Origin of the sequence: Pseudomonas tolaasii NCPPB 2192, from assembly GCF_002813445.1 — a bacterium.
GTDB classification, from domain to species: domain Bacteria; phylum Pseudomonadota; class Gammaproteobacteria; order Pseudomonadales; family Pseudomonadaceae; genus Aquipseudomonas; species Aquipseudomonas tolaasii.
The window spans coordinates 541335-564028 of sequence record NZ_PHHD01000001.1 but is presented as its reverse complement, the minus strand read 5'-3'; the positions used below and the strand labels follow the sequence as shown (position 1 = coordinate 564028).

12 protein-coding genes and 1 pseudogene are annotated in these 22694 nt (G+C 53.8%); 11 read left to right on the top strand and 2 right to left on the bottom strand.

All coding sequences use genetic code 11. From position 1 onward, the window contains the following. Positions 1–16: 16 nt before the first annotated feature. Entirely contained in the window at positions 17–3202 is a 3186-nt protein-coding gene (locus ATI14_RS02575; protein WP_080520267.1) for an efflux RND transporter permease subunit, read from the top strand. Between the two features lie 14 nt (positions 3203–3216). Beyond that, positions 3217–4722: an efflux transporter outer membrane subunit gene (locus tag ATI14_RS02570; RefSeq protein ID WP_080520782.1), complete on the top strand. Its 1506-nt coding sequence runs from the start codon at positions 3217–3219 to the stop codon at positions 4720–4722. A 315-nt stretch (positions 4723–5037) separates the two neighbouring features. On the opposite strand, the gene ATI14_RS02565 is transcribed toward ATI14_RS02570, so the two are convergent. Next, entirely contained in the window at positions 5038–5538 is a 501-nt protein-coding gene (locus ATI14_RS02565; protein WP_080520266.1) for a GNAT family N-acetyltransferase, read from the bottom strand. Between the two features lie 756 nt (positions 5539–6294). Here ATI14_RS02565 and ATI14_RS02560 point away from each other — a divergent pair. The 4 genes from ATI14_RS02560 to ATI14_RS02540 all read left to right on the top strand — a co-directional run bounded on the left by ATI14_RS02560 (position 6295) and on the right by ATI14_RS02540 (position 10963). After that, positions 6295–7026 carry an SDR family NAD(P)-dependent oxidoreductase gene (locus tag ATI14_RS02560; protein ID WP_025110493.1) on the top strand — a complete coding sequence of 244 codons (732 nt, stop codon included), beginning with the start codon at positions 6295–6297 and terminating at the stop codon, positions 7024–7026. Between the two features lie 610 nt (positions 7027–7636). Further along, positions 7637–8275 carry a putative natural product biosynthesis protein gene (locus ATI14_RS02550; protein ID WP_080520265.1) on the top strand — a complete coding sequence of 213 codons (639 nt, stop codon included), beginning with the start codon at positions 7637–7639 and terminating at the stop codon, positions 8273–8275. Beyond that, a complete protein-coding gene (locus tag ATI14_RS02545) occupies positions 8275–8688 on the top strand; it encodes a DUF2946 domain-containing protein (protein WP_080520264.1) in 414 nt (137 codons plus the stop codon). The genes ATI14_RS02550 and ATI14_RS02545 overlap by 1 nt, the downstream gene beginning before the upstream one ends. Before the next feature lie 97 nt (positions 8689–8785). Continuing rightward, on the top strand, positions 8786–10963 hold the full coding sequence (locus ATI14_RS02540) for a TonB-dependent siderophore receptor (protein ID WP_080520263.1): 2178 nt from the start codon (positions 8786–8788) through the stop codon (positions 10961–10963). A gap of 87 nt (positions 10964–11050) precedes the next feature. Here ATI14_RS02540 and ATI14_RS02535 read toward each other — a convergent pair whose 3' ends face one another. Further along, positions 11051–11341 carry a c-type cytochrome gene (locus ATI14_RS02535; RefSeq protein ID WP_080520262.1) on the bottom strand — a complete coding sequence of 97 codons (291 nt, stop codon included), beginning with the start codon at positions 11339–11341 and terminating at the stop codon, positions 11051–11053. On the opposite strand from ATI14_RS02535, the pseudogene ATI14_RS02530 reads away from it, so the two are divergent. From ATI14_RS02530 to ATI14_RS02510, 5 genes and pseudogenes are all read left to right on the top strand, one after another. Beyond that, positions 11324–11539: pseudogene (locus ATI14_RS02530) on the top strand (IS3 family transposase); the annotation flags it as partial. The gene ATI14_RS02535 and the pseudogene ATI14_RS02530 sit on opposite strands and share 18 nt — an antisense overlap. Before the next feature lie 159 nt (positions 11540–11698). After that, complete coding sequence (locus tag ATI14_RS02525; protein ID WP_080520261.1) at positions 11699–15001, top strand: site-specific DNA-methyltransferase; 3303 nt, start codon at positions 11699–11701, stop codon at positions 14999–15001. A gap of 177 nt (positions 15002–15178) precedes the next feature. Then, a complete protein-coding gene (locus ATI14_RS02520) occupies positions 15179–18304 on the top strand; it encodes a DEAD/DEAH box helicase family protein (protein ID WP_080520260.1) in 3126 nt (1041 codons plus the stop codon). A gap of 411 nt (positions 18305–18715) precedes the next feature. Continuing rightward, positions 18716–22006: a helicase-related protein gene (locus ATI14_RS02515; protein WP_080520259.1), complete on the top strand. Its 3291-nt coding sequence runs from the start codon at positions 18716–18718 to the stop codon at positions 22004–22006. Continuing rightward, entirely contained in the window at positions 22003–22683 is a 681-nt protein-coding gene (locus ATI14_RS02510; RefSeq protein ID WP_080520258.1) for a DUF4391 domain-containing protein, read from the top strand. The genes ATI14_RS02515 and ATI14_RS02510 overlap by 4 nt, the downstream gene beginning before the upstream one ends. The last annotated feature ends 11 nt before the right edge of the window (positions 22684–22694 follow it).

The window sequence follows — 22694 nt, the reverse complement described above, 5'->3', positions numbered from 1 at the left end:
ACTTAAAGAGTCATTAATGAACATATCAAAGTTCTTCATTGATCGTCCGATCTTTGCGGGCGTACTATCCGTGGTGATCCTGCTTGCAGGGTTGATAGCAATATTTAAACTGCCGATTTCTGAGTATCCAGAGGTCGTTCCGCCCTCGGTCACAATCAGCGCACAGTATCCTGGAGCGAACCCAAAAGTCATTGCCGAGACAGTTGCTGCGCCGCTTGAGGAAAAAATCAACGGCGTTGAGAATATGCTGTACATGCAGTCTCAAGCGAACAGTGACGGCAACCTGACCATCACTGTAACTTTCGCATTAGGAACTGACCCGGACTTGGCTACCCAGTTGGTACAGAATCGAGTCAATCAAGCATTGCCACGACTGCCCGAAGATGTACAACGATTGGGTGTTACTACGCTCAAAAGCTCTTCTTCATTAGTTCTTTTTCTGCACCTCGTGTCGCCGAATGATCGGTACGACACAACGTATTTGAGAAACTACGGCCTACGGAACGTCAAAACGCGCTTTGAGCGGATACCTGGCGTTGGCCGTGTCGATATGTGGGGGGCAGGTGACTACGCAATGCGTGTGTGGCTTGATCCGCAGAAGGTAGCACAGCGTAATCTCACCGCCTCGGAGATTGTCACTTCCATTCAAGAACAGAATATTCAGGTTGCTGCGGGTGCCGTTGGTGCTGCGCCCTCTTCGCCGGGTACTGCAGTACAGCTGACAATCAATGCCCAGGGTCGCTTGAAGACCGTCGACGAGTTCCGCGACATCGTTCTCAAAACTAGCCCGAATGGCGCAGTTACTCATCTGCGGGATGTCGCCCGAGTCGAACTCTCTGCGGCTGAATACGGATTGCGTGCGCTGCTGGACAACAAACCCGCCGTCTCCCTCGCCATCTACCAATTGCCTGGCGCTAACGCGCTGGAGATCTCTGATCAAATCCGCGCTGCACTCAAAGATCTCAGCGCTGATTTCCCTCCCGGCCTGGATTACAGGCTTATCTACGACCCCACTCGCTTCGTGAAGTCGAGCATTCAGGCGGTTATAGAAACACTGCTCGAAGCCATCGCACTGGTGGTCGTGGTCGTCATTGTGTTCCTCCAATCATGGCGTACAGCGATCATTCCTTTGATCGCTGTACCGGTGTCCATCATCGGTACCTTTGCGCTCTTGCTGGCCTTCGGCTTCTCGATCAATGCCCTGTCGCTTTTCGGAATGGTGTTAGCCATTGGTATCGTCGTTGACGATGCCATCGTTGTGGTTGAAAACGTGGAGAGGAACATAGCCAGCGGTCTGACCCCGAGGGACGCCACGTATAAAGCCATGCAAGAGGTCAGCGGCCCCATCATTGCTATCGCACTCACGTTGGTTGCTGTATTTGTACCGTTGGCATTTATGAGCGGTCTCACGGGCCAGTTCTACAAGCAGTTTGCAATGACCATTGCGATCTCTACGGTGATCTCTGCTTTCAACTCACTCACGCTCTCTCCAGCCCTCAGCGCACTACTTTTGCGTAGCCACGACGCTAAGCAAGACGCCTTAACGCGGGTGATGAATAAGCTACTGGGCGGTTTTTTTCGAGCATTCAACAAGGTTTTTAATCGTGGCTCGGAGCAATACTCGAAAGGCGTAACAGGCGTCCTTAAGCGCAAGGGCAGCATGCTGGTTGTTTATGTGGTTCTTCTGGGACTCACGGCGGTTATGGGGAACGTTGTGCCTGCTGGGTTCATTCCCATGCAGGACAAGGAGTACTTGGTCACCATCGCCCAGCTTCCCAATGGCGCTTCTCTTGACCGTACGGAAGAAGTGATTCGCCAGATGAGCGAAATAGTCATGAAGCAGCCGGGCGCAGCTCACGCAGTCGGCTTCCCTGGCATGTCCGTTAACGGATTCATGAACAGTTCTAGCGCAGGGATTGTCTTTGTCCCCCTCAAGCCTCTCAGCGAACGTACATCGAAAGATGAGTCCGCCGCGGCCATCGTCGCATCCCTTAACCAAAAGTTCGCCAGTATCAAAGGAGCCTATGTCGCAGCCTTTCCACCGCCTCCAATACTCGGGCTTGGCACACTGGGTGGCTTCAAAATGCAGCTGGAAGACCAAGGTAGCCTCGGGTATGAGGAGCTTAACAAGGCCGCTCAAGCATTCATGGCCAAGGCTGCAGTGACCCCGGAGCTTGGTGGGTCACTGACAAACTATCAGATCAACTTCCCGCAGCTAAACGTCGAGCTAGACCGTGTGAAAGCCAAACAGCTGGGCGTGTCCGTTACCGATGTATTCAAGACCATGCAGGTATACCTTGGCTCCTTGTATGTGAATGACTTCAACAGTTTTGGCCGTGTATATCAGGTACGAGTGCAGGCCGACGCACCGTTTCGTCAGCGAGCAGATGACATCCTTCAGCTGAAAACCAGAAACGACCGTGGAGAAATGGTGCCCCTATCGTCTCTGGTTCGTATCACCCCAACCTACGGTCCGGACATGGTGGTTCGGTATAACGGCTACACCGCAGCGGATATTAACGGCGGCCCAGCGCCGGGCTATTCGTCTGGCCAGGCCCAAGCAGCAGCAGAGCGCATTGCAGCCGAGGTGTTGCCTCAAGGCGTAAAATTCGAGTGGACTGAGCTGACTTACCAAAAGGTTTTGGCAGGTAATGCCGGTATGTGGGTCTTCCCTGTCAGCGTCCTGCTCGTATTCCTCGTACTGGCCGCACTGTACGAAAGCTTGACCCTCCCTTTGGCGGTAATCCTGATCGTTCCCATGAGCATCTTGTGCGCACTCACGGGGGTGTGGCTCACGCAGGGAGACAACAACATCTTTACCCAGATCGGGTTGATGGTATTGGTCGCATTGGCTTCCAAAAACGCCATCTTGATCGTCGAGTTCGCCAGAGAACTAGAGCACGACGGGTACACGCCGCTGAAGGCAGCCATTGAAGCGAGCCGCTTGCGTCTCCGACCAATTCTCATGACTTCGATCGCCTTCATCATGGGCGTTGTTCCACTGGTGTTTTCCACTGGTGCGGGCTCAGAAATGCGCCAAGCCATGGGGATCTCGGTGTTTTTCGGCATGTTGGGCGTGACCCTGTTCGGTCTCGCACTGACACCTGTCTTCTACGTGGTCCTGCGTACGCTGGCAGGTGGCAAAGTACACGTGGCTCAAAAAGACGCGCCTCACCTGACAACGGAAGCATTGGACGCATGATCGGAGCCAAACGAATGATCCAATTACCCAAAAAGTCTATTTTTGGACTGCTAACTTCCTCAGCGCTGCTATTCCTTCTATCAGCATGCTCTGTGGAGCCGACATACAACCGCCCCGACGTCCCGACTCCGCAGGCGTTCAAGGAAGCTTCGGCTGAACAGAAGCAAGCATCATTGCCCAAGGATAGCGCCTGGAAAAACGCTGAACCGGCCGATGCCGAGCATCGTGGGGAATGGTGGCTAGTCTTTGGCGATCCGGTGCTAAACGACCTGGAGCGGCATGCCGCAGAGGCTAATCAGAATCTGAAGGCGGCTGCCGCACGAGTCCAGCAATCGAGAGCCTTGACCCAATCAGCCCGAGCCGGATGGTTCCCATCTCTAGATGCGGGATTTGGTCCTACGCGTGAACGCCTGTCTCCTGCCTCACAATTGTTGTCTGACGATGCGAGTGGGTCCACGCAGACTCTTTGGCGGGCGCAGGCGACAGCCTCTTACGAGGTAGACCTGTTCGGGAAGGTGGATTCACAAGTGAACACCGCGCTCGCTAATCAAGCACAGAACGAGGCGCTGTATCGTTCTGTGCTGTTAGCCCTCCAAGCTGACGTGGCTAAAAATTATTTCGAGCTGCGTGAGTACGACAACCAACTTCGACTATTTCGTCGCACGGTCACCCTGCGTGAAAACACCCTGAAATTAGTAGAGGGGCGATTCAAAGAGGGCGACATAAGCGAACTTGACCTCTCGCGAGCGCGCAACGAACTATCGACCGCGAGGGCGGACTCGGTAGGGATCGCACGGTTGCGTGCGACGTCAGAACATAGTCTTGCAGTGTTGTTGGGTAAGTCTCCTGCCGACTTCGACTTCCCTGACTCACCTATAGAGCCCATCGCGACCCAGGTGCCTATCGGGTTACCATCAGCCCTACTGGAGCGCCGTCCAGATATTGCTGCCGCCGAGAGAGCTATGGCCGCGGCTAACGCACAAATCGGATTGGCGAAATCAGCATTTTTCCCGCGGCTTAACATAAATGCCGCCGCCGGCTTCGAGTCGTCATCGCTGGGGAATTTGTTCGACTGGTCGACTCGGTCTTTTCTACTAGGCCCCCTTGCGGGAACGGCGCTGACGTTACCGATATTTGATGGTGGTCGGAGGAAAGCAGATCTCGCCTCTGCAAGGGCTCGATACGACGAGCAGGTTGCGAAGTATCGGGAGCAAGTATTGGTGGCCTTTAGAGAGGTAGAAGACAACCTTGCAGATCTGAGGTTGCTCGATGATCAGAAAGGTAATCAAAGCGAAGCTGTTGCAGCATCAAGACGGACAGAGCGACTTTCTAAAACTCAGTATGAAGAGGGGCAAATTAGCTATTTGGAAGTTATCGATGCTCAGCGCCAGGTCTTACAAACCGAACTGCAACTGAGCCGTCTGACGGGCACTCAGGCCATTGCAACGGTGAGCCTGATTAGAGCCTTAGGTGGGGGGTGGGACCGAGCCGACGCTAACATTGCCTCCAATGAGCGTTAGCGGTGATCACGCAGCCTGAACGGCTTTGAATTGCTCATAAAAAGCGGGTCAACTTGACCCGCTTTCTATGCTTCAAACCCAACGGAAATTTCTCGGCCAGAGCCAAACCGCAGTAAGCATCCGCTCACACACCTTGCCTAATTAGACGGGCGCCTACCTGTCGCAAGGTTGCACTCCAGTTGACTACGCGTTTGCATTCGATTTGACCTTTCATTGTTAGCGTCCGGCGACCTGACCTAGGTACTTGGCACCGATCGCCTGAATGCAGGAGTCTCGCAATCTGTTTTCCCGGAACGCTTACGCAAAAACCGCAACCTACAGTTCACGTACCATCACCAAGTCTCGGTGGACATCATCGCCGCATTGAAAACTGGTTTCTCCTACTGTCAAAAATCCATTACGTTGGTAGAAGCCTATTGCGCGGGCATTCTGATCATTCACCGTGAGCCGGATACGATCTGAAATACCAGTAAGAGTCGCAGTTAAGAGGAGTTGTGCGGCACCGGTTCCATGGTGTTTTGAATCGACATAGCATCGCTTCAACTCAGGGATGCCATCCGCCAGTGGGATGTTTAATCGATCTGGTTTGTAGTCGACCAAACTGAAACCCACGATATCTCCGGCTTTCTCCAACACTCGCGCCTCTTGGCTTGACGTATCCAGCGCGATCTGAAAACAACGCGCGGTCAGATTTTCGCTGATGTAGCGCTCCAGTTCTTCTGCTGGAGTGTCTGCTGGGCACGCCAGTGAAAAGGTAGCCTTCGCGATTTTACTCATGCCCTCTGAGTCACCGATTACCGCTGGACGCACACGCATTCATCGCTCCTTGGATTGGTAGATATTAGCGCGTACCGACGACTGAGGAGGCAGCTACGCAACTCAAGTGTTACGAAATGAGCCTATGGAATGCAAGCTTGTCGAGAGTCCATGAGCACGAATAATGATCAAGCAAGGAGCCTCGGCCGGACTACAACAGAACTGTGAGGTCAGTTCGTATGCGTCCGCCGAAGGCACGTTGCATGCCTAAGCAGATATGCGTCGCCGATCCTCATTGCTTATATCCCGGGCGAGTAGCTCAACTTCGTACAAGCCGCCAATCGAGTGCCGTGCCTAACAAACCGCAGCCAGCCGGAACTGGTCTTGGACCCTTCGCGAACTTAGGATTCTGAGCTAGGGCTCAGCTCCTCGAAGCAGGGATTCTTGACGGAAGAAACCTGCAGTTTGGTGCCGCCGTAAGTGGGCCATCCCGTGACCGGTAATGAGGGAAAAATGTCGTTTCCGCCTCCTGCAGTCAGACGTAGAGTCGACGTTCGAACGGTAAGATTGACTCATCCTCATCCTGGAGAAGGACACTCATCACCGTTCAGGCGCTTCAACGCAAGGAAACGAGAAATGGCCAAAAAGTGCTTGGGATTCCAGCGGACCACCCGATGTTTGCAGCGATCAAAAGCGGCTATGAGAGTCATGGCCCCTCATGACGACCTGCCAAAAAGTAGCGCATCGAAGATTGCGATTTTTTTGACCTAGACCGCTTAAAAACAAAGCGAAACTTTCTAATAGGTAAATGCATGTATGAGCGAGAAGACATTGTTATTGACAGGTGCCAGTCGTGGCATCGGCCATGCCACCGTCAAACACTTTCAAGCCGCTGGGTGGAGGATTTTCACCGCCTCTCGCCAGGACTGGGTCGCTGAATGCCCATGGGCCGAGGGCTTACTCAACCACATTCATCTTGATCTCGAAGATATTGATAGCGTCAGTGACAGCCTGGCGGCCATCAGGGAAAAATTGGGCGGACGCTTGGATGCATTGGTAAACAATGCAGGAGTTTCGCCTAAGGGGCCTGAGGGGACACGACTTGGTGTTCTGGAGTCCGACTATGCAACCTGGATCAAGGTCTTCAATGTCAATCTGTTTTCTACGGCCCTCCTTGCGCGGGGGCTGTTTGATGAATTGAAAGCTGCAAAAGGCAGCATCATCAACGTTACCTCTATTGCAGGATCCAAGGTGCACCCGTTCGCAGGTGTCGCTTATTCCACATCTAAAGCTGCGCTCTCCGCCCTGACTCGGGAAATGGCCTTTGATTTTGGCCGACATGGCGTAAGGGTCAACGCTATCGCACCTGGAGAAATCGAAACCTCAATACTGTCCGCAGGCACTGCGGAAATCGTTGAACGGCTAGTGCCGATGAACCGGCTGGGCAAACCTGAAGAAGTTGCCTCGCTCGTCTACTTCCTTTGCACCGGTGGCGCTTCTTATGTAAACGGCGCAGAGATTCACGTTAACGGTGGCCAGCATGTCTAACGTTAATGGCCGGATCTGAGAGTGTTAAGCCATAGTGAAAAAAGGTCCTGTAGCAGCAGTTTTCCACGTGGCGATTCGGCTTAGGGCATGGCAGATGATAGGGCTCGAACTTGTTGGTGGCGGTCAGTTTGCTCTGCATCGGGCAGCCATAATCCGGCACAGAGCATGGACTTCACTGACCGTTCAACCCGTGGTTGGGCCGGTAGTCTTTGCTGCCTATTCTGTCCTGTGGCGAAGTTGAGCATCGCCTTACTTTTCTGCCTGACCTCGCTACTACGAATTGGACAAAAGCCGCGCTCTAGTCGCGAGATGCACTGCAAGGCAACCCTCTGGATACTCCTGATCCTCAGCCCATCCTCGAGCTTTCCCTCAGTTAACGCTTCCAAGGGGGCTGGCTCGATTTGTCTGCCACCGCTCGTTTTTTGTCGTCCGTTTACGCTAGGTCGTCGCTGCAGCGACTGCCGGTGAACGCCGCCCAATCGTCTTGTAGAGAAGGCAGTATGTCTCGCGTTATTAATCACTCCGGTTGCAGTTCTAGTGCTCCCGAAGGTCTGACTTTCAGTTTTCCTGCATTCAATAAATCGCAAGCGGCGATGGCATGGAGGCTGCTATGCGCTCTGTAGTTATTCCTTCAGGCGTTTCGCGGCTGGTTAGCAAAACGTCGCGCATAAACAGTCGTGGCGACTTCCTATTGCCGTTTCCAGACTATCCCTGCAACGCACGCAGCTTTGTTCAACTGGATGCCAGATTGCTGCCTTATTGGCATACGTTGTTCGATGTGTGTCCGGGGCTGCTCAAGCTAGATCCACCAGATGGCTTGAACATATTTCGCAGTTTTATGGCCTGGGCGTACCGCAATCATCCGTCGCTGAATTGGACTTACTACCTGAGTGTCTGCCGTTGGTTACTCACGTCGACCTATCGGGCGCACATCCACGAAGAACACATTGATGCCTTCATGACTGCGGCAGCGGCCCGGTGGATAAATACTGACGATAGCCAAGCACGAGGACTGGTGTTGGCTTGGCAAGGCTCGCCGATGAGGGTGTTTGACTGGAAAGTAGCGCCTCGTTCTATCGCTGGTGTTGACCCTGAAAAAGAGGATTTCCCACCGGCACTCTGGGATTTTTCCTGGTGTCCTCTGACGGGGAAAGGGGGTGCCGGGTTTCGACGGTGGTTGCCCATCCCCGAATACGAGCGGCAGACGCAGGTATCGAAGGCTGCGCGTGATGAGCAGAAGCCCTGCTAATGCGTAAGCGTCACATTATCGGAGCATGGCTGAGCCTGTTCGCCATACTGATGATTTTTGCCGGCCCCCTGATCAGTCAGGGGATCAGCCTTTCCCATGGCAAAAGTCAACCAATGAGCATGGCTGGCATGGAGTGCCACGACATGCTTGGCACGAGCCAGAAGTCTCAACATGCCTCTGCCGGCAAGACCCATGATCTGGTCGTGTGGGAAAAATGCGGATATTGCTCTCTTCTGTTCCAGCATCCCGCTCTCGCCGACTCAAACCTGTCCAGTTTTCAACTTAATGTTCCACCGTTACAGCTTTTTTATACTCACATAATTCCCCAGCAAGCAGCGCCACCGATATTCCTCGGTGCAAGAAGCCGAGCGCCACCGATTCGATCGTTGAACGTCATACCCACTTTTGGCTGAACGCGCATTGCCGACTCTGCATCGACCGGCTTTTGAGTCCGCCGACGCCGAATCCCTCTGCGCGTTCTGCTTCAAATGACTTTTATCGGAAGATCCCATGTACTCGGACAAGAACGGGCCGCTGTTTTACATTGATCCATCGCGTCTGCGTTGGCGCCATGCCTTTTGCGTGTTTCTGGGGCTAGCATTACCGGTCATTGCGCACCCACAAGACGGTGCCGTGGATGTACCCCCAACATCCGATCAATCACAGATTTTGACGTTGGAAACCATAAACGTTTCTGGGGCGCGTGAAGGCTACAGCGCACCCTCTTCTGCGTCGGCCACTCGCACCGACACGCCCCTGGTCGAAGTTCCGCAATCCGTGCAAGTTGTCACGCAAACGATGCTCAAGGAGCAGGATAGTCATTCGCTTGCTGACGCGCTGGTTAACGTCTCAGGGGTAAGAGCAACCAAGCCGCAAGAGGCACTGTTCGCTCAGCCAATCGTGCGTGGTTTTCCGGCGGAAATTTACATGAACGGGCTGCCTGCATTTGGCGGCACGGCAGCGAGCATCGACCCGACCAGCCTCATAGGCACCGAGCGCATTGAGGTACTCAAAGGCCCAACATCAGCGTTGTACGGCGGCGGTATCGGCGCACCGCTGGGTGGTTTGATCAACGTAGTGTCTAAACGGCCCGAGACCGAGCCAAGTGCACTGCTGTCGATGCGCACCGGTAGCTTCGGCACAGTGAATCCTTCGCTGGATCTCAACACACCCATCGGCGACAAGGTCGCCGCACGGATTACCGCCGACTATCAAGAAAACGACAGTTGGATTGATCATGTCAACGGCCATCAGTGGTCGATACAACCAAGCATCGCTTTCCAGCTATCGCCAGAGACTGAGTTGTTACTGCGCGGCCAATACGAGAATCGCAGCCAGGTCGAATATTCCGGCCTGCCAGCCGCTCAAGCATTGAGCGGGCAGATAGATCGCAACGCCTTCCCAGGAGCGACCAACGGACAGCCTCACACCACTATCGAGAATCGAACAACCACCGCCGAGCTCACGCATGAGCTTAATGACGACACACGACTGACCGTCACCGCTCAGTATTACGAGGGCAAAGTTCGTGATTATGGCAGCCTTGTATATCCGGACCTTCTGGGACCGAATCCCACGACACCCACGGTTTACCCGATATTCAAGCTCTACCTGCCCACGAACATCCGGGAAAGCACGCTGGATACCAACCTAGGTTCCAGAGTCGAATCACTGGGTGGAGATCATGAGTTGCTGGTTGGTATCAGTTACGACAACACTCACTTCAGCTCGGGGATGTCCGACATTGAACTCATCGGCGAGCTTGACCTTGCCAATCCGGGATATGGGATTTCCTACGGCGCGACGCCCGACACAATCGTGTCCCAGACCAACCGTTACGAGACGAAGGCTTTATACGTTCAGGATCAAGCGACCTATGGCCGTTTGCACTTGTTGGGGTCGTTGCGATTGACCCAGCTCGACATCAACCAACAAGAGCAAGGTGTAGATACTTCATATCATCGTGTGACACCACGTTTTGGCATCACTTATGACCTGACCGAAAGTCTTGCGCTCTACGCGGCGTATTCCACCGGTTTCAGGGGGGCGTTCAACTTTACTGGTAACGAGGCGCCCAAGCCTGAGCTGTCTCGCAATTATGAGGCGGGCGTCAAACTGGCGTTCAACGATCTGGGCATTTCTGGCACTCTCGCCATGTTCGAGCAGACGCGTCGTAATGTGTCCACCCCTGATCCTGACCCTACCTACGCGATTCTGGGTTATTCGGTGCAGAGCGGCGAACAACGCGCTCGCGGAGTAGAAGCTGATCTGGTTTGGGAACCGACCCCCGCTCTTTCATTGCTGGGCAACTACGCCTACACCCAGGCAGAAATCACAGAGGACAACTCGATTCCGGTCGGTGATGGACTGCCTCGCGTACCGCGGCACAGCGGTCGCCTCGCAGCCCGCTATCGGATACTTGACGGCGCCGCCAAGGGACTGGGCTTCGGTGCTGGTATTACAGCACTCAGCGCGCGTGAGTTAACCCTACCTAATACGGTATCCGTCCCAGGCTACGCACTGCTGGATGCGCAGACTTCCTACGATTTCGACCGCTACACGATCTCGGTTTCGGCGGTAAACCTGACAGGTCGCAAAGTCTTTGAGACCTATCAATATATGGGCTCTCCAGTGGTACTACCCACTCAACCACGTTCAGCTTACCTGACGCTAACGGCCCGCTTCTAAAGACACCGTCATGATCGATATGCCGTCGTTCCGCGGCCGTAGATAAGAGCGGGTGGGTGGCAGCAAGCTGCCATCCCTGCCGCAACCTTACTTAGACATCCAAGCAATCACGGCTTTGTAATCTTCTTCGCTACAGTCCATGCACAATCCCCGTGGCGGCATGGCCTTGAAGCCCTCGGTCACGTGCTTGACCAATGCGTCGGTGCCTTGCTCCAAGCGGGGTTTCCAAGCCACTTGATCACCTTTTTTTGGATCCATGGGTGACTGGCCGTTATGGCACATAATGCAGGAGTGGTTGAACCCCGCTTCAGGCTCTTTGGCGGCATAAACATTTGAGACTACGTGAATCGGCCCGGGTTTCGCCGAGGCAACTGTCATGACAATGCCGTGGTCGAGAGCTTTTTCCAGCTTCTAAAGCGGGAATGGATCAAGCGGAAAATTTACACCACGCGTGAAGATGCTCGTAGTGATGTGTTCGATTACATCGAGATGTTCTACAACGCACAACGTCGTCATGGTTTCAACAATCAGCTGTCGCCTGTAGAGTTTGAAAAGTGTTACTTGCAAGGTGTCTAGAGAGTCCGGGGCGATTCACCAGGCCAAACCGAGCGGCCCCAAAACATGGATATATAGTCAGTCAATCATTAGAATTTCAGCACTTCGCACAAGCGCGGCGAACCGCCTTGCCGGCTGCTGCCGCGGCGGTCTCGCCTAACCTATTTTCTCGGAATCACAATGACTCCCCCAAGTCCGTTTGATCAGCTACGACAGTTCCTCAAGGATATGTTCCAGTTCGAGGAGCACGACCTGGATTTTGGCATCTACCGTATCACCCGCATGAAGCGTCAGTTCATCCAGGCCTTCATCGATGGTGAGGACGAAAACAGCCTACGTAGCACGGTATCGCGCGCGCTGGGTAGCGTGCAGAACAGTCAGAGCACCACGGCCCGCAATTGGCTGGCAGCTTTCGCCGCACAGTTCGGCGACATGGGCAGGCCAACGTGGCAGGCCGTCGAAGCCGATCCTGCCGACGAAGCAGCGCTGGGGCGTTTGAAGAGCCTGTTCGGTATGCCAGTGCTCAGCGATGAGCAGCGCCAACAGGCAGAGGCACAGCTGCGTACTTTTCTGGAGACCCGCCAGCTCTCTGCCGAGCAGTTGGAAACGCGCATATACAACCACCTGCTGAATTTCTTCGAGCTGTACTACCAGAACGGCGATTTTGGCTACAACACCCGTGCCGCTAGCACCTTCAAGATGCCATACGAGGCCGATTACAACGGCTCCGACACCCTTTTCCATTGGAAGCACAAGGACAGTTACTACATTAAGACGGGCAACGGCTTTCACAGCGTGCGCTGCGAGGTCTATGGCAAGTGGCTGGAGTTTCGTCTGACCTCTAGTGGTGACAAAGTGGCAGAAAGCTCAACGCGAAATAACAACAAGGAAAGTGCCTGTAAGCACTACCGGCTACTGGATATCCAGCCGGTCGAGGAGCAGGGCGCCGACGGGAATGCGCGGACCATTTGGCAGTTGCGCTTTGCTTTGGCGGAAAGCTCCACGCCCAAGGTTGAGCTGTATCGCTCCATCTGGCAGAGCGTATTCGCGGGTGATGAAACTGATCTCACGCCCTACCTGTACAAAAAACCAGGCAAGGGCGAGGAAGAGCCGGACACACCGCTGTTCAACGATCTCAAAGATGATTTCGACAAGGCCGATGGTGGCCAAGTCAAGGGCATTGGCCAACTGAGGCTTACTTTTGACCAGTACATTCAGGAACTGGCCAAGCGAGGAGAGTTCGCTGACCTTGGCAGCAATGCCGGCGAGCGGAGCGAAGAGCTGAACAACGATTGGGTGGCCATCGCCCTCTGGCAACTGGACCGCAACCTCAACAAATTTTACGTCGGTAACGACGCCGACTACTTCATACACAAAGACCTGCAGGGCTTTTTGACCAGAGAGAAATCGCGCTTTATCAAACAGGTGGTCTTTTCTGATCTCAATGCTCTGCTGCATGCCGGCGAGGACAACGCTACGGTGTTGATCGCCCGTGCCTTTAACCAGGTGGCCGATACTCTGATTGGTTTCCTGGCAGCCATCGAGAGCTTCCAGAAAGGGCTGTTCGAGCTGAAGAAAAAAGTAGTGGACACCCACTACCTGATCTCCGTGGGCAAAATCCCAGTGCATTTTCATGCTCGGGTTTTTGCCAACCAGGACCAACGCGACGAGTGGCGCGACACTTTCAAGCTGGAAGTGGAAGCCGCTGCAGATCTAGTCGCCCATCCAACCTTGGTGGTAGATACCAGCCTCTACCTCGACAGCGATCTGGAATTTCAGGATGACCTGCTCAGCTTGCCGGAGTTCGACAACCTGGACGAGCAGATTAATGGGGTGCTGATCAACTCGGAGAACTGGCAAGCGCTGAATCTACTGCAGGAAAAGTTTCGCGAGCAGATTAAGTGCATCTATATCGATCCGCCCTACAACACGGGTGGTGATGGATTCCTATATAAGGACAGCTTTCGGCACTCGAGCTGGGCGTCGATGATGGGGCAAAATCTCGCTTTAGCTAAAGCGCTAATGCCGCGCGATGGTCTATTATTTTCATCTATTGACTCTAACGAAAAGTCATCTCTTCAGGCTGTCCTGAAGAGTGTGTTTTCTGAATTTCCAACGCTAGAAATTATCCGCTCTACTGGTACGCCAACTGCCCAAGGCACAACGGGGCTAAGCAACACTTACGACTCTATTCTTATCGCTGCAAAAGAAGAAAAAGCAAGTCTTCAAGGTCTTCCTCTCTCTGAGGAAGACCGGAGAATTTATAACAAGCAAGATTCAAAAGGTAGATACTTGACTCGATCTCTTCGAATGACGGGAGAAGAGGATCGACGTGAAGATCGTCCTGACATGTATTACGGGGTTGAGGCTCCTAACGGGGATATGGTTTACCCCATTGGTCCTGGCGGTTATGAAAGCCGCTGGAGGCTTAAAAAATCTGAATATCTTTCTAGATTAGAAGGGGATTTGGTCGAGTGGAAAAATACCTCTTCCAACGAGGACGATGGTGAGGAGGATGGAGATGGGAGCAGTTTGGAAATATCTAAAGACTCGACGGAGCCGTTCTCCTCTTGGAAGCCATATATAAAATTCTACATGCCTGAATCGAAAACTGTTCAAAATATATGGTCTGACATTGAGGGGAACAAGAAAGGAAAGCGAGATCTTAAAAACATAATGGGGCATATTGCTAGGCTTACTCCTAAGCCTATTGATCTTGTGAAGAGGGTTGCAGTTATATCTACGCAGCCCGGTGATTATGTTCTCGATTATTTTGGTGGAACAGGCACGACTGCATGCTCCATTCTTAAGCTGAATTCCGAAAGTAACGGTTCCGCACAGCGAAGGTGGATGCTTTGCGAAATGGGCAGTGTCTTCGATGTCGCGCGAAAAAGAGTGTGTCGTTCGCTTTTTTCCCAAAGCTGGGAATCTCAAAAACCTAAGGATAGCGGTCAAAGTGGCACGTTAGGTTGCGTGAAAGTCCAAACTTTCGAGCAATACGAAGACCTCCTCGACAACCTGCAGTCGGTCTGGGATGAAGCATCATTGCCCAAGCAGATTCCGGTAAAATACCTGTTCCGCCCCGAGCAGAATCAGTTGATCAGCACTCTGGATCTGTCGCGACCATTCGCCCAAACATTGTGCATTGGCAAGGATCGCCAGGAAAAGACTATCGATTTGATGGAGACCTGGTGCTATCTACAGGGCTACTGGGTGCGCTCGCGGCGGGTCTATCGAGAGTTTGATCGTACCTATCTGGTGTTGGAAACCACCCATGGCACCCTGGTGGTGTTCCGCGATATCGACCCGGCCGAGGACGACACAGCTAACCTGAGCGCCATCTTGGCCCGTTATATCGATGAGCAGGGCGCCAGCCTTATCCAGCAACTGGAGCTGAATTTCGATGCCGACTTGCGCCGGCTGGCTATCGATACCCGGCTGATCCAGGCTAGCGATTTTCTGCGAGGAGTGCACTGGCATTGAGCCGCGACCTGCTGAGGGCCTGCCCATCTGCTATAGCGCAATTTCCACAGCCTGCGTTTGCGTTTTCTGACTGTTGTGGTCAAGCAACGCCGCTGTGCATGCGTTACTCCGACACGCTGAGCTACAGCGACCAGACCGACAGCGCTGCATAAAGCAGGGAATTAACCGAGAATCCCGATGGAACTGAAACTATACAACCACCTCAAGCGCGCCCTGTTAGGCGAGTTCGCCGGCCGTGCGGAAAATCATGACAGAGGCTACCAAAAGCAGGTCGAGAACTTCGCTAGCAGTCAGGCCAGCGGTTTACGCCGGCCTGTCGCACGTAAGATCCAGAAATGGCTGGACGACTATAACCAGTTGCTGTCTCGCACTTTCAGTCTTCGTTACTACCAGATCTTGGCGCTGTACTTCACTGAGTGTGTGCTGGAGCAGAAACGCGCCGGAACGGACTTCGCTGAGCAGAAGGCTCTGGTGTACTGGATGGCTACCGGTAGCGGCAAGACGCTGTTGATGCACCTGAACGTGCTGCAGTTCATCGAGCATATAGGCGGCGGCTCGGCATTCGACGAACTGCAGATCATCCTAACCACTCCGAGTGTGAACCTCATCGAGCAGCACGAGCGTGAACTGGGAGAGGTAGTTCGCCAACTCAATCGGCTCTACAACAATCGTATTAAGTTGACCGTAGCAACCACTGGCGCGCTACTGAACAAGGAGCCGGGCTTCTTCAATTTGCCGGACAGCAGCCGGCTGTTTCGCCTAGTGCTGGTGGACGAGGGGCATATAGGTCTGGCCGGCGGAGGCAAAGATCTCGGCGCCTTCAAGCAATTACGCGAGGATTTGCTCAGGCCAGCCAACAGCTTTCTGTTTGAGTACTCAGCAACCTACCATGGCATCGCCGACAAACATATCCGCGATTACGAAGAGCAGATCGTCTACGACTACAACTATTACCGTTTCTTCAAGGACGGCTACGGTAAGGACTATGCGCTGCAGAGCTTGGCCGACGACCGTTTCGCCGATACCGGTAAGAGCGAGGCACCTTTCTTCACTGCGACGTTTGACAGCTTGCAGGACAAGTTGCGGGCCCATCAGCGCCTGAGCATAAGCCAGGCACAGGGGACCGGTGAACTGCCCTTTGGCGGGCAGTTTCCACACCGTCCTTTGCTGGCTTTCATGGGCAACACGGTGGAAGACCCGAAAAATGAGGGAAGGCTGGACAAGGGCGGCCAGGGTACTGACGAGGTGTCGGATATCCGCAAACTACTAGTCTGGCTGGCCCGTCTGACACAAGGTGAGCGGGAAAACTGTTCAGCGATATTCAATGGTCACTATCAGGGTAAGTTGACGCTGACTCGTTGTCCTGGCGTGAGCGACGAGATCTGGCTTTCGTGGGGTGAAGATGAATACTGGGGGCTGATCAACGTCGGCAACGGCGACAAGTTTTTCAACGACAGCGAAAAACACCCGCAGCTGCGCCATGGCAATGGCGATTCGTTGATCACGCTACGCAAGGCCCCCATTGTAAACATTCGCTATCACTTTACTTCGGTGGATGATCCGACATCACCGATTAACGTGCTGGTGGGCAGTCGAAAGTTCGCTGAGGGATGGAACTGCTATCGGGTTTCGATCATCGGATTGATCAACCTAGGCTCTAGTAAGGGCAACAAGATCATCCAGATATTCGGTCGTGGTGTGCGCTTACTGGGGTTGCAGGGTGACGGCAAGCGACAGAACCCGGGGCACTGCACTAGCTATGCTGAACTGCTCGCTGACGGCTCTCCCGAAAAGCTGCTGCGCCGGTTAGAGACCTTGAACGTCTTTAGCTTGAATCGTTCTTGGCTGGAAACCTTCCTGAAAGCGCTGGAGCAGGATCTGCCGGTTCTCTCTGGCCCCTACACTTTGGATGTAAGGCCAGCGGTGGTTCAGGTCGGCACGTCAAAGCAGAGGCGTCAACCTGTTGAGTTCTCTGAATATCAGAACAATCTGCAGGCCTTCAAAGTAGGTCGAAGCGAATTCGACTCGCCGCTCCGCATCCTGCTTGACGATGAGCATGCCTGGCATTGGGAATATATCAGTGACAGCCAAAGATGCAGCGGACATTTACGCCCGCAGCGCTTCAGCCTGGACTATCGATCAGACCCTTCCCGGCCTGGCGAGAATCTGGTGCGTGCACTGATTGACTGCCTGCACCAACGCAATGCCTTTTTATCGAGTGGCGATCTGCAAAGCCGCTTGCTAGGTTGGAGCCGCCAGCAGCGCGTGCAGCTGTATCGACGCAATATGGCGAACTGCAAACCGATGACGTTGATTGACCTATTACCGGCGGTTGAGAGCGTTCTGTACGAAAGCCACTTTGACGACCGAAGCTGGCCAGTGGTCGAGCGTCTGCTCGACGAGGTACAGCGTGACCTATTGGAAAAAATATTCCACAAAGTCCGTTATGACATCGACAAACGTCAGTACCGGTTCGGGCCGGTTCGCCAAAACTCTCCAGGTGTGCCGGGGGACTTTATCGACCGTTATACGGTGGTTTGCGAGTTTGATAGCAACGAAAAGAAGGAAGCATTCGAGCAAGATGCCAAAGCGCTCGAAAAGCTTCGGCTGGATTTGGGGGAGTCGCGCGGTCACTACCATATCTACGAGCCACTTCTCCACGACGCGACCGACAAGCTACTGCACAAATACAAGCTGAAGCGTATCGGCATATCCCCAGATAGTCTCAATGCTGGCGAACGCAAGTTCCTGCAGGACATCTTGGAGTTTATTGAGGTCAATTACCCTCGGGATCGTCGCGAGTTTTATCTAATGCGTAACGTCGAGTCTCTGCGCTCTATTGGGTTGTACCTTGATGGTGAAACACGCGTTTTCTATCCAGACTTTGCTCTATGGATCGTTGACGATAAGGCCAACAAAACCACTCTGGCTCTGTTCGATCCAAAAGGGCAGAGCGGCATCATGCGCGAGGATGATTTGGGTCTAAGTGGTGGTTCGGCCATGAATGATAAGGTGCGAGTAGCAACCGGCGTCCAGTTGCCTGAGCTCGCTCAGGAGCTGACAAATCGAACCAAGCGCAAGTGGGCCGTTCATTCGTTCGTTCTGTTGCGTGACTCATCCCCCTTGGGTAAGTGGCGTGGAGCCTCTCCCACGAACCAAGAGATGGTCTTTGCAGAGAGAATGATCCATCAAAATGTCCTGCGTTTGGACTGGCACCTTAAGAATGAGCTAGGTCAAGCGTCAAGCCCGCTAAGAAATGGGGATACGTACCTCAGTCGAATTTTTGAACGACTCGCGCAGTGAGATAGATAAAGGGATCGAAATTTCACTTTGAGGTGTGCTGACGGATCTGGTCGGCTTTGGCTGTAGAGCGCTATGCCACTGTGTCATCTGACAAAAAAAAGAGGGAGACTAGGCTCGCTCTTTTGGTAGTGCGGCTGCCGATGCAGGCGGGGTGAGATAACACGGTGGTTCAGTGGTGTTGATTAAGCCAGCGGGAATCAAGTCTGTCATGGGGTGGGGGCAGCCAGTGCTTGCCTGGCTGCTTACGAGCTACAGGGATGTAGGGTGATGTCTTCACAGCCTTCGTTAATGCAACGTTGCTACCATTTACCTGTAATTTTGCCTACGCGGCAATTGGCAGCCAGTAATCCGTGATATTCGTTGCAGGCTCCATGATAATCCCCCTCAGCTCGCATAAAGGGATTCCTTCATATGGAACTGATCGACAACATCAACACCCTCCTTGGGGAAAACCTCAAAGGTATGCTCAAGCCGGGCTCGAAGCTGAAGATTGCTGCTTCATGCTTTTCGATCTACGCCTATGTGGCGTTGAAGAAGGAGCTGGAGAGCATCGACTCCCTAGAGTTCATCTTCACCTCGCCAACCTTCGTCCCTAACGAGGCCAGCGACAAGATCAAGAAAGAGCAGCGTGAGTTCCATATTCCTAAGGCTGAGCGCGAGCGCAGCCTGACCGGCAGTGAGTTTGAGATCCAGCTGAAGAATCAGCTCACGCAAAAGGCCATCGCTAGGGAGTGCGCTGACTGGATACGCCGCAAGGCCACCTTCCGCTCCAACCGTGGCCAGGCTCCGATGCAGCCCTTTATCGGTACGCACTCTACGGCAGGGGACGCCGTCTTTATGCCCGTTCAGGGCTTTACCGCTGTCGATCTGGGTTACCAGAAGGGCAATGCGCTCTCGAACATCGTGACCCGTTTCGATGAGCCGGCCCATACCGGCATGTTTCTTAATTTGTTTGACCAAATCTGGAGTGACCCGGATAAGCTTGAAGATGTGACCGCGCGGCTCTGCGAGCACATCGCTTCGGTATATCGGGAGAATGCCCCGGAGCGCATCTACTTCTTGATGCTCTACAACATCTTCCGCGAGTTCCTAGAGGACGTAAACGAAGACGTGCTGCCCAACGACCGCACCGGTTACCAAGACAGCCTGATCTGGCAGAAGCTGTTCAACTTCCAGCGCGACGCGGCCACCGGTCTGATCAACAAGCTTGAAACCTACAGTGGCTGCATCCTGGCCGACAGTGTGGGTTTGGGGAAAACCTTCACTGCGTTGGCGGTGATCAAGTACTACGAGCTGCGCAACAAATCTGTCCTGGTGCTCTGTCCTAAGAAGCTCGCCGACAACTGGCTGAACTACAACCGCAACCTTAAAACCAACATTTTCGCCAAGGATCGCTTCAACTACGACGTGCTTTGCCATACCGACCTGACCCGCACCCGTGGAGAGTCGCTCGGCATTCCGCTGGATCGGGTCAACTGGGGCAACTATGACCTGGTGGTGATCGACGAATCACATAACTTCCGTAACAACGACGTCTACAAAGACAAGGAGACCCGTTACCAGCGGCTGATGAATCAGGTGATCCATCAGGGCGTGAAAACCAAGGTGCTGATGCTTTCGGCGACCCCGGTTAACAATCGTTTCAGCGATTTACGTAACCAGCTGGCCTTGGCCTACGAAGGCGACAGCGATAACCTCAACGATAAGCTGCGTACTGAGAAAGACATCGACGGCATATTTCGCCGCGCTCAGGCGGCCTTCAATGCTTGGTCGAACCTACCACCGGAAAAACGCACCGCTGCGGCAATCCTTAGTACTCTGGATTTCGATTTCTTCGAACTGCTCGACAGTGTGACCATTGCCCGCTCACGTCGGCATATCGAAACCTTCTACAACACCGCCGACATTGGCAGTTTTCCGGAGCGCCGCAAGCCGCTGTCCTTTCACTGCCCACTTACCCAACGTGAAGATGTCATCGGCTTCAACGAGATCTTCAATCAACTCTCGTTACTCAAGCTCGCCGTGTATGCCCCGGTCAGCTACATCCTACCCAGCCGGATGAAGAAATACGAAGAGATGTACGACACCGAAGTGGAGGGCGGCAGAGGCAAGCTCAAGCAGGTCGACCGTGAGAGAAGCTTGCAAGCTTTAATGACCACTAACCTGCTCAAACGCCTGGAAAGCTCAGTCGAATCCTTCCGTCTGACCCTGAAAAACCTACAGGTGACGCACCGCGCGGCATTAGACAAAATCGCCACCTTCAAGAAAACTGGCCTTGCCAGTGACTTCGCCGACGTTACTGCAGCCTTTGAAGATGCTGACTTTGATGATGATATCTTGCCATTGCCCGGGGACATCAGCATCGGCAAGAAAATACAGATCAGCCTGGAAGACATGGATGTGCCTTCCTGGGAGCAAGACCTTCAAAGCGATTTGTTGTTCATTGATGAGTTGCTCGCCGAGATGGCTAAGGTCACGCCTGCCGATGACGCCAAGCTGCAGCACCTTAAAACCCAGATCACCAGCAAGCTGGCCTCGCCGATTAACTCCGGCAATCGCAAAGTGCTGATCTTCACCGCCTTCTCCGATACCGCCAATTACCTCTACGACAACCTCGCCGAGTACTTATTGCGCACTCATCAGGTTCATTCGGGCAAGGTTACGGGGAGCGATGCCCCAAAATCCACCTTGGGCAACATGCAGGGCAGCCGACAGACCTATGACTTTCAAGGGTTGCTCACGCTGTTCTCGCCGCGCTCCAAAGAGAAGGCCGCCATCTATCCAGATGAGCCGCGAGAGATCGATATCTTGATCGGCACTGACTGCATCTCCGAAGGCCAGAACCTGCAGGACTGCGACTACCTGATAAATTACGACATTCACTGGAACCCGGTGCGGATTATCCAGCGCTTTGGGCGTGTGGATCGGATCGGTTCGCAGAATGCCAGCATTCAGCTGGTCAACTACTGGCCAGACATCAGCCTGGATGAGTACATCAACCTGAAGGAACGGGTTGAAAACCGCATGATGATCGCTGACGTCACTGCCACCGGCGATGATAACGTGCTCAATGCCCAGGCCAATGACGTGGCCTACCGCAAGGAGCAGCTGCGTCGCCTGCAAGATGACGTGATTGAGATGGAAGACATCAAGACAGGCGTCTCCATCACCGATCTTGGCCTCAATGACTTCCGTATGGATTTGCTCAACTACATCAAAACCAACGGCAGCCTTGAGCATGTTCCCAACGGCATGCACGCCGTTGTGCCTGCGCGGAAAGAGATTGGTCTACTGCCTGGCGTGATTTTCACCCTGCGTAATCGCAACAAGGGTTCCAGCCTTAATCAACAGAATCGCCTGCACCCCTTCTATTTGATCTACATCAGCCTGGCAGGGCAGATAATCAGCGATCAAACCGAAGCCAAGCGCTTATTGGATCTAGCTCGCAGCGCCTGTAAGGGCTACAGCCAGCCGATACCGGAGGCCTACCAGTTGTTCAACCAGGCCACGCAGGACGGGCGAAATATGCGGGTTTATTCTGACCTGCTTGACCAGGCCATTCGCTCGATGATCGACGTAAAGGAAGAGCGGGACATCGATAGCCTGTTCAGCGGCGGTAAAACCACGGCCTTGGTGGATACTATCTCCGGGTTGGATGATTTCGAGTTAATCAGCTTCATTGTTGTTCAGGGCGTGGTATGAGCCAGGCTGACATCCCTCCAGCACTATTCAGCTTCCCGGCCCAGGCCAGGGTTGCTCGCGTGGTGCCGAAGAACAAAATCTACGAGCACGGTCCGGTGAGTTCGGCGTTGCGCGATAAGTTTGTCGGCCAAGTCGAGCAGATAACCTGGGCCTACAAGCTGGCACCCGAAACCATTAACCTGCCAGCACGCGGTGGTGTGGCGGAAATCCAGATATTCGACATCGTGCAGAAAGTCTCCGAGCTGGATAAAGACGTACTGCGTGCAATTGACCGTGCCATCCCGCTTCCGATCATCTTTCAGTTGCACCATGAGCAACATACCCGCATGGTGGCGGCCTTTAAGCGCCCCAGCGAAGCCGATACCAGCAAGTGGGTGGTTGACGGCTACTTTGCGGGCAACTGGTTGCCCATCGACAGCCCTCGCCAGCCTCTGGCTGTAGCGTTAGATCTGCAGGGGCTTTACGAGCAGCTGCTGCGCTCTCTATTACCGAATTCGGCTAGATCGGGCGAGAGCCTGCCCGAGCAATTGGCGCGGCTAAACCGCTTGCGTAGCTTGCACAGTGAGCGTGCCAAGCTGGATGCCCGCATGCATAAAGAAAAGCAGTTCAACCGCAAGGTGGGTCTCAACGCCAAGCTGCGGGAAATCCAGAATGAAATCGCCGAGCTGAGTGCCTAAATTTCAGTTCG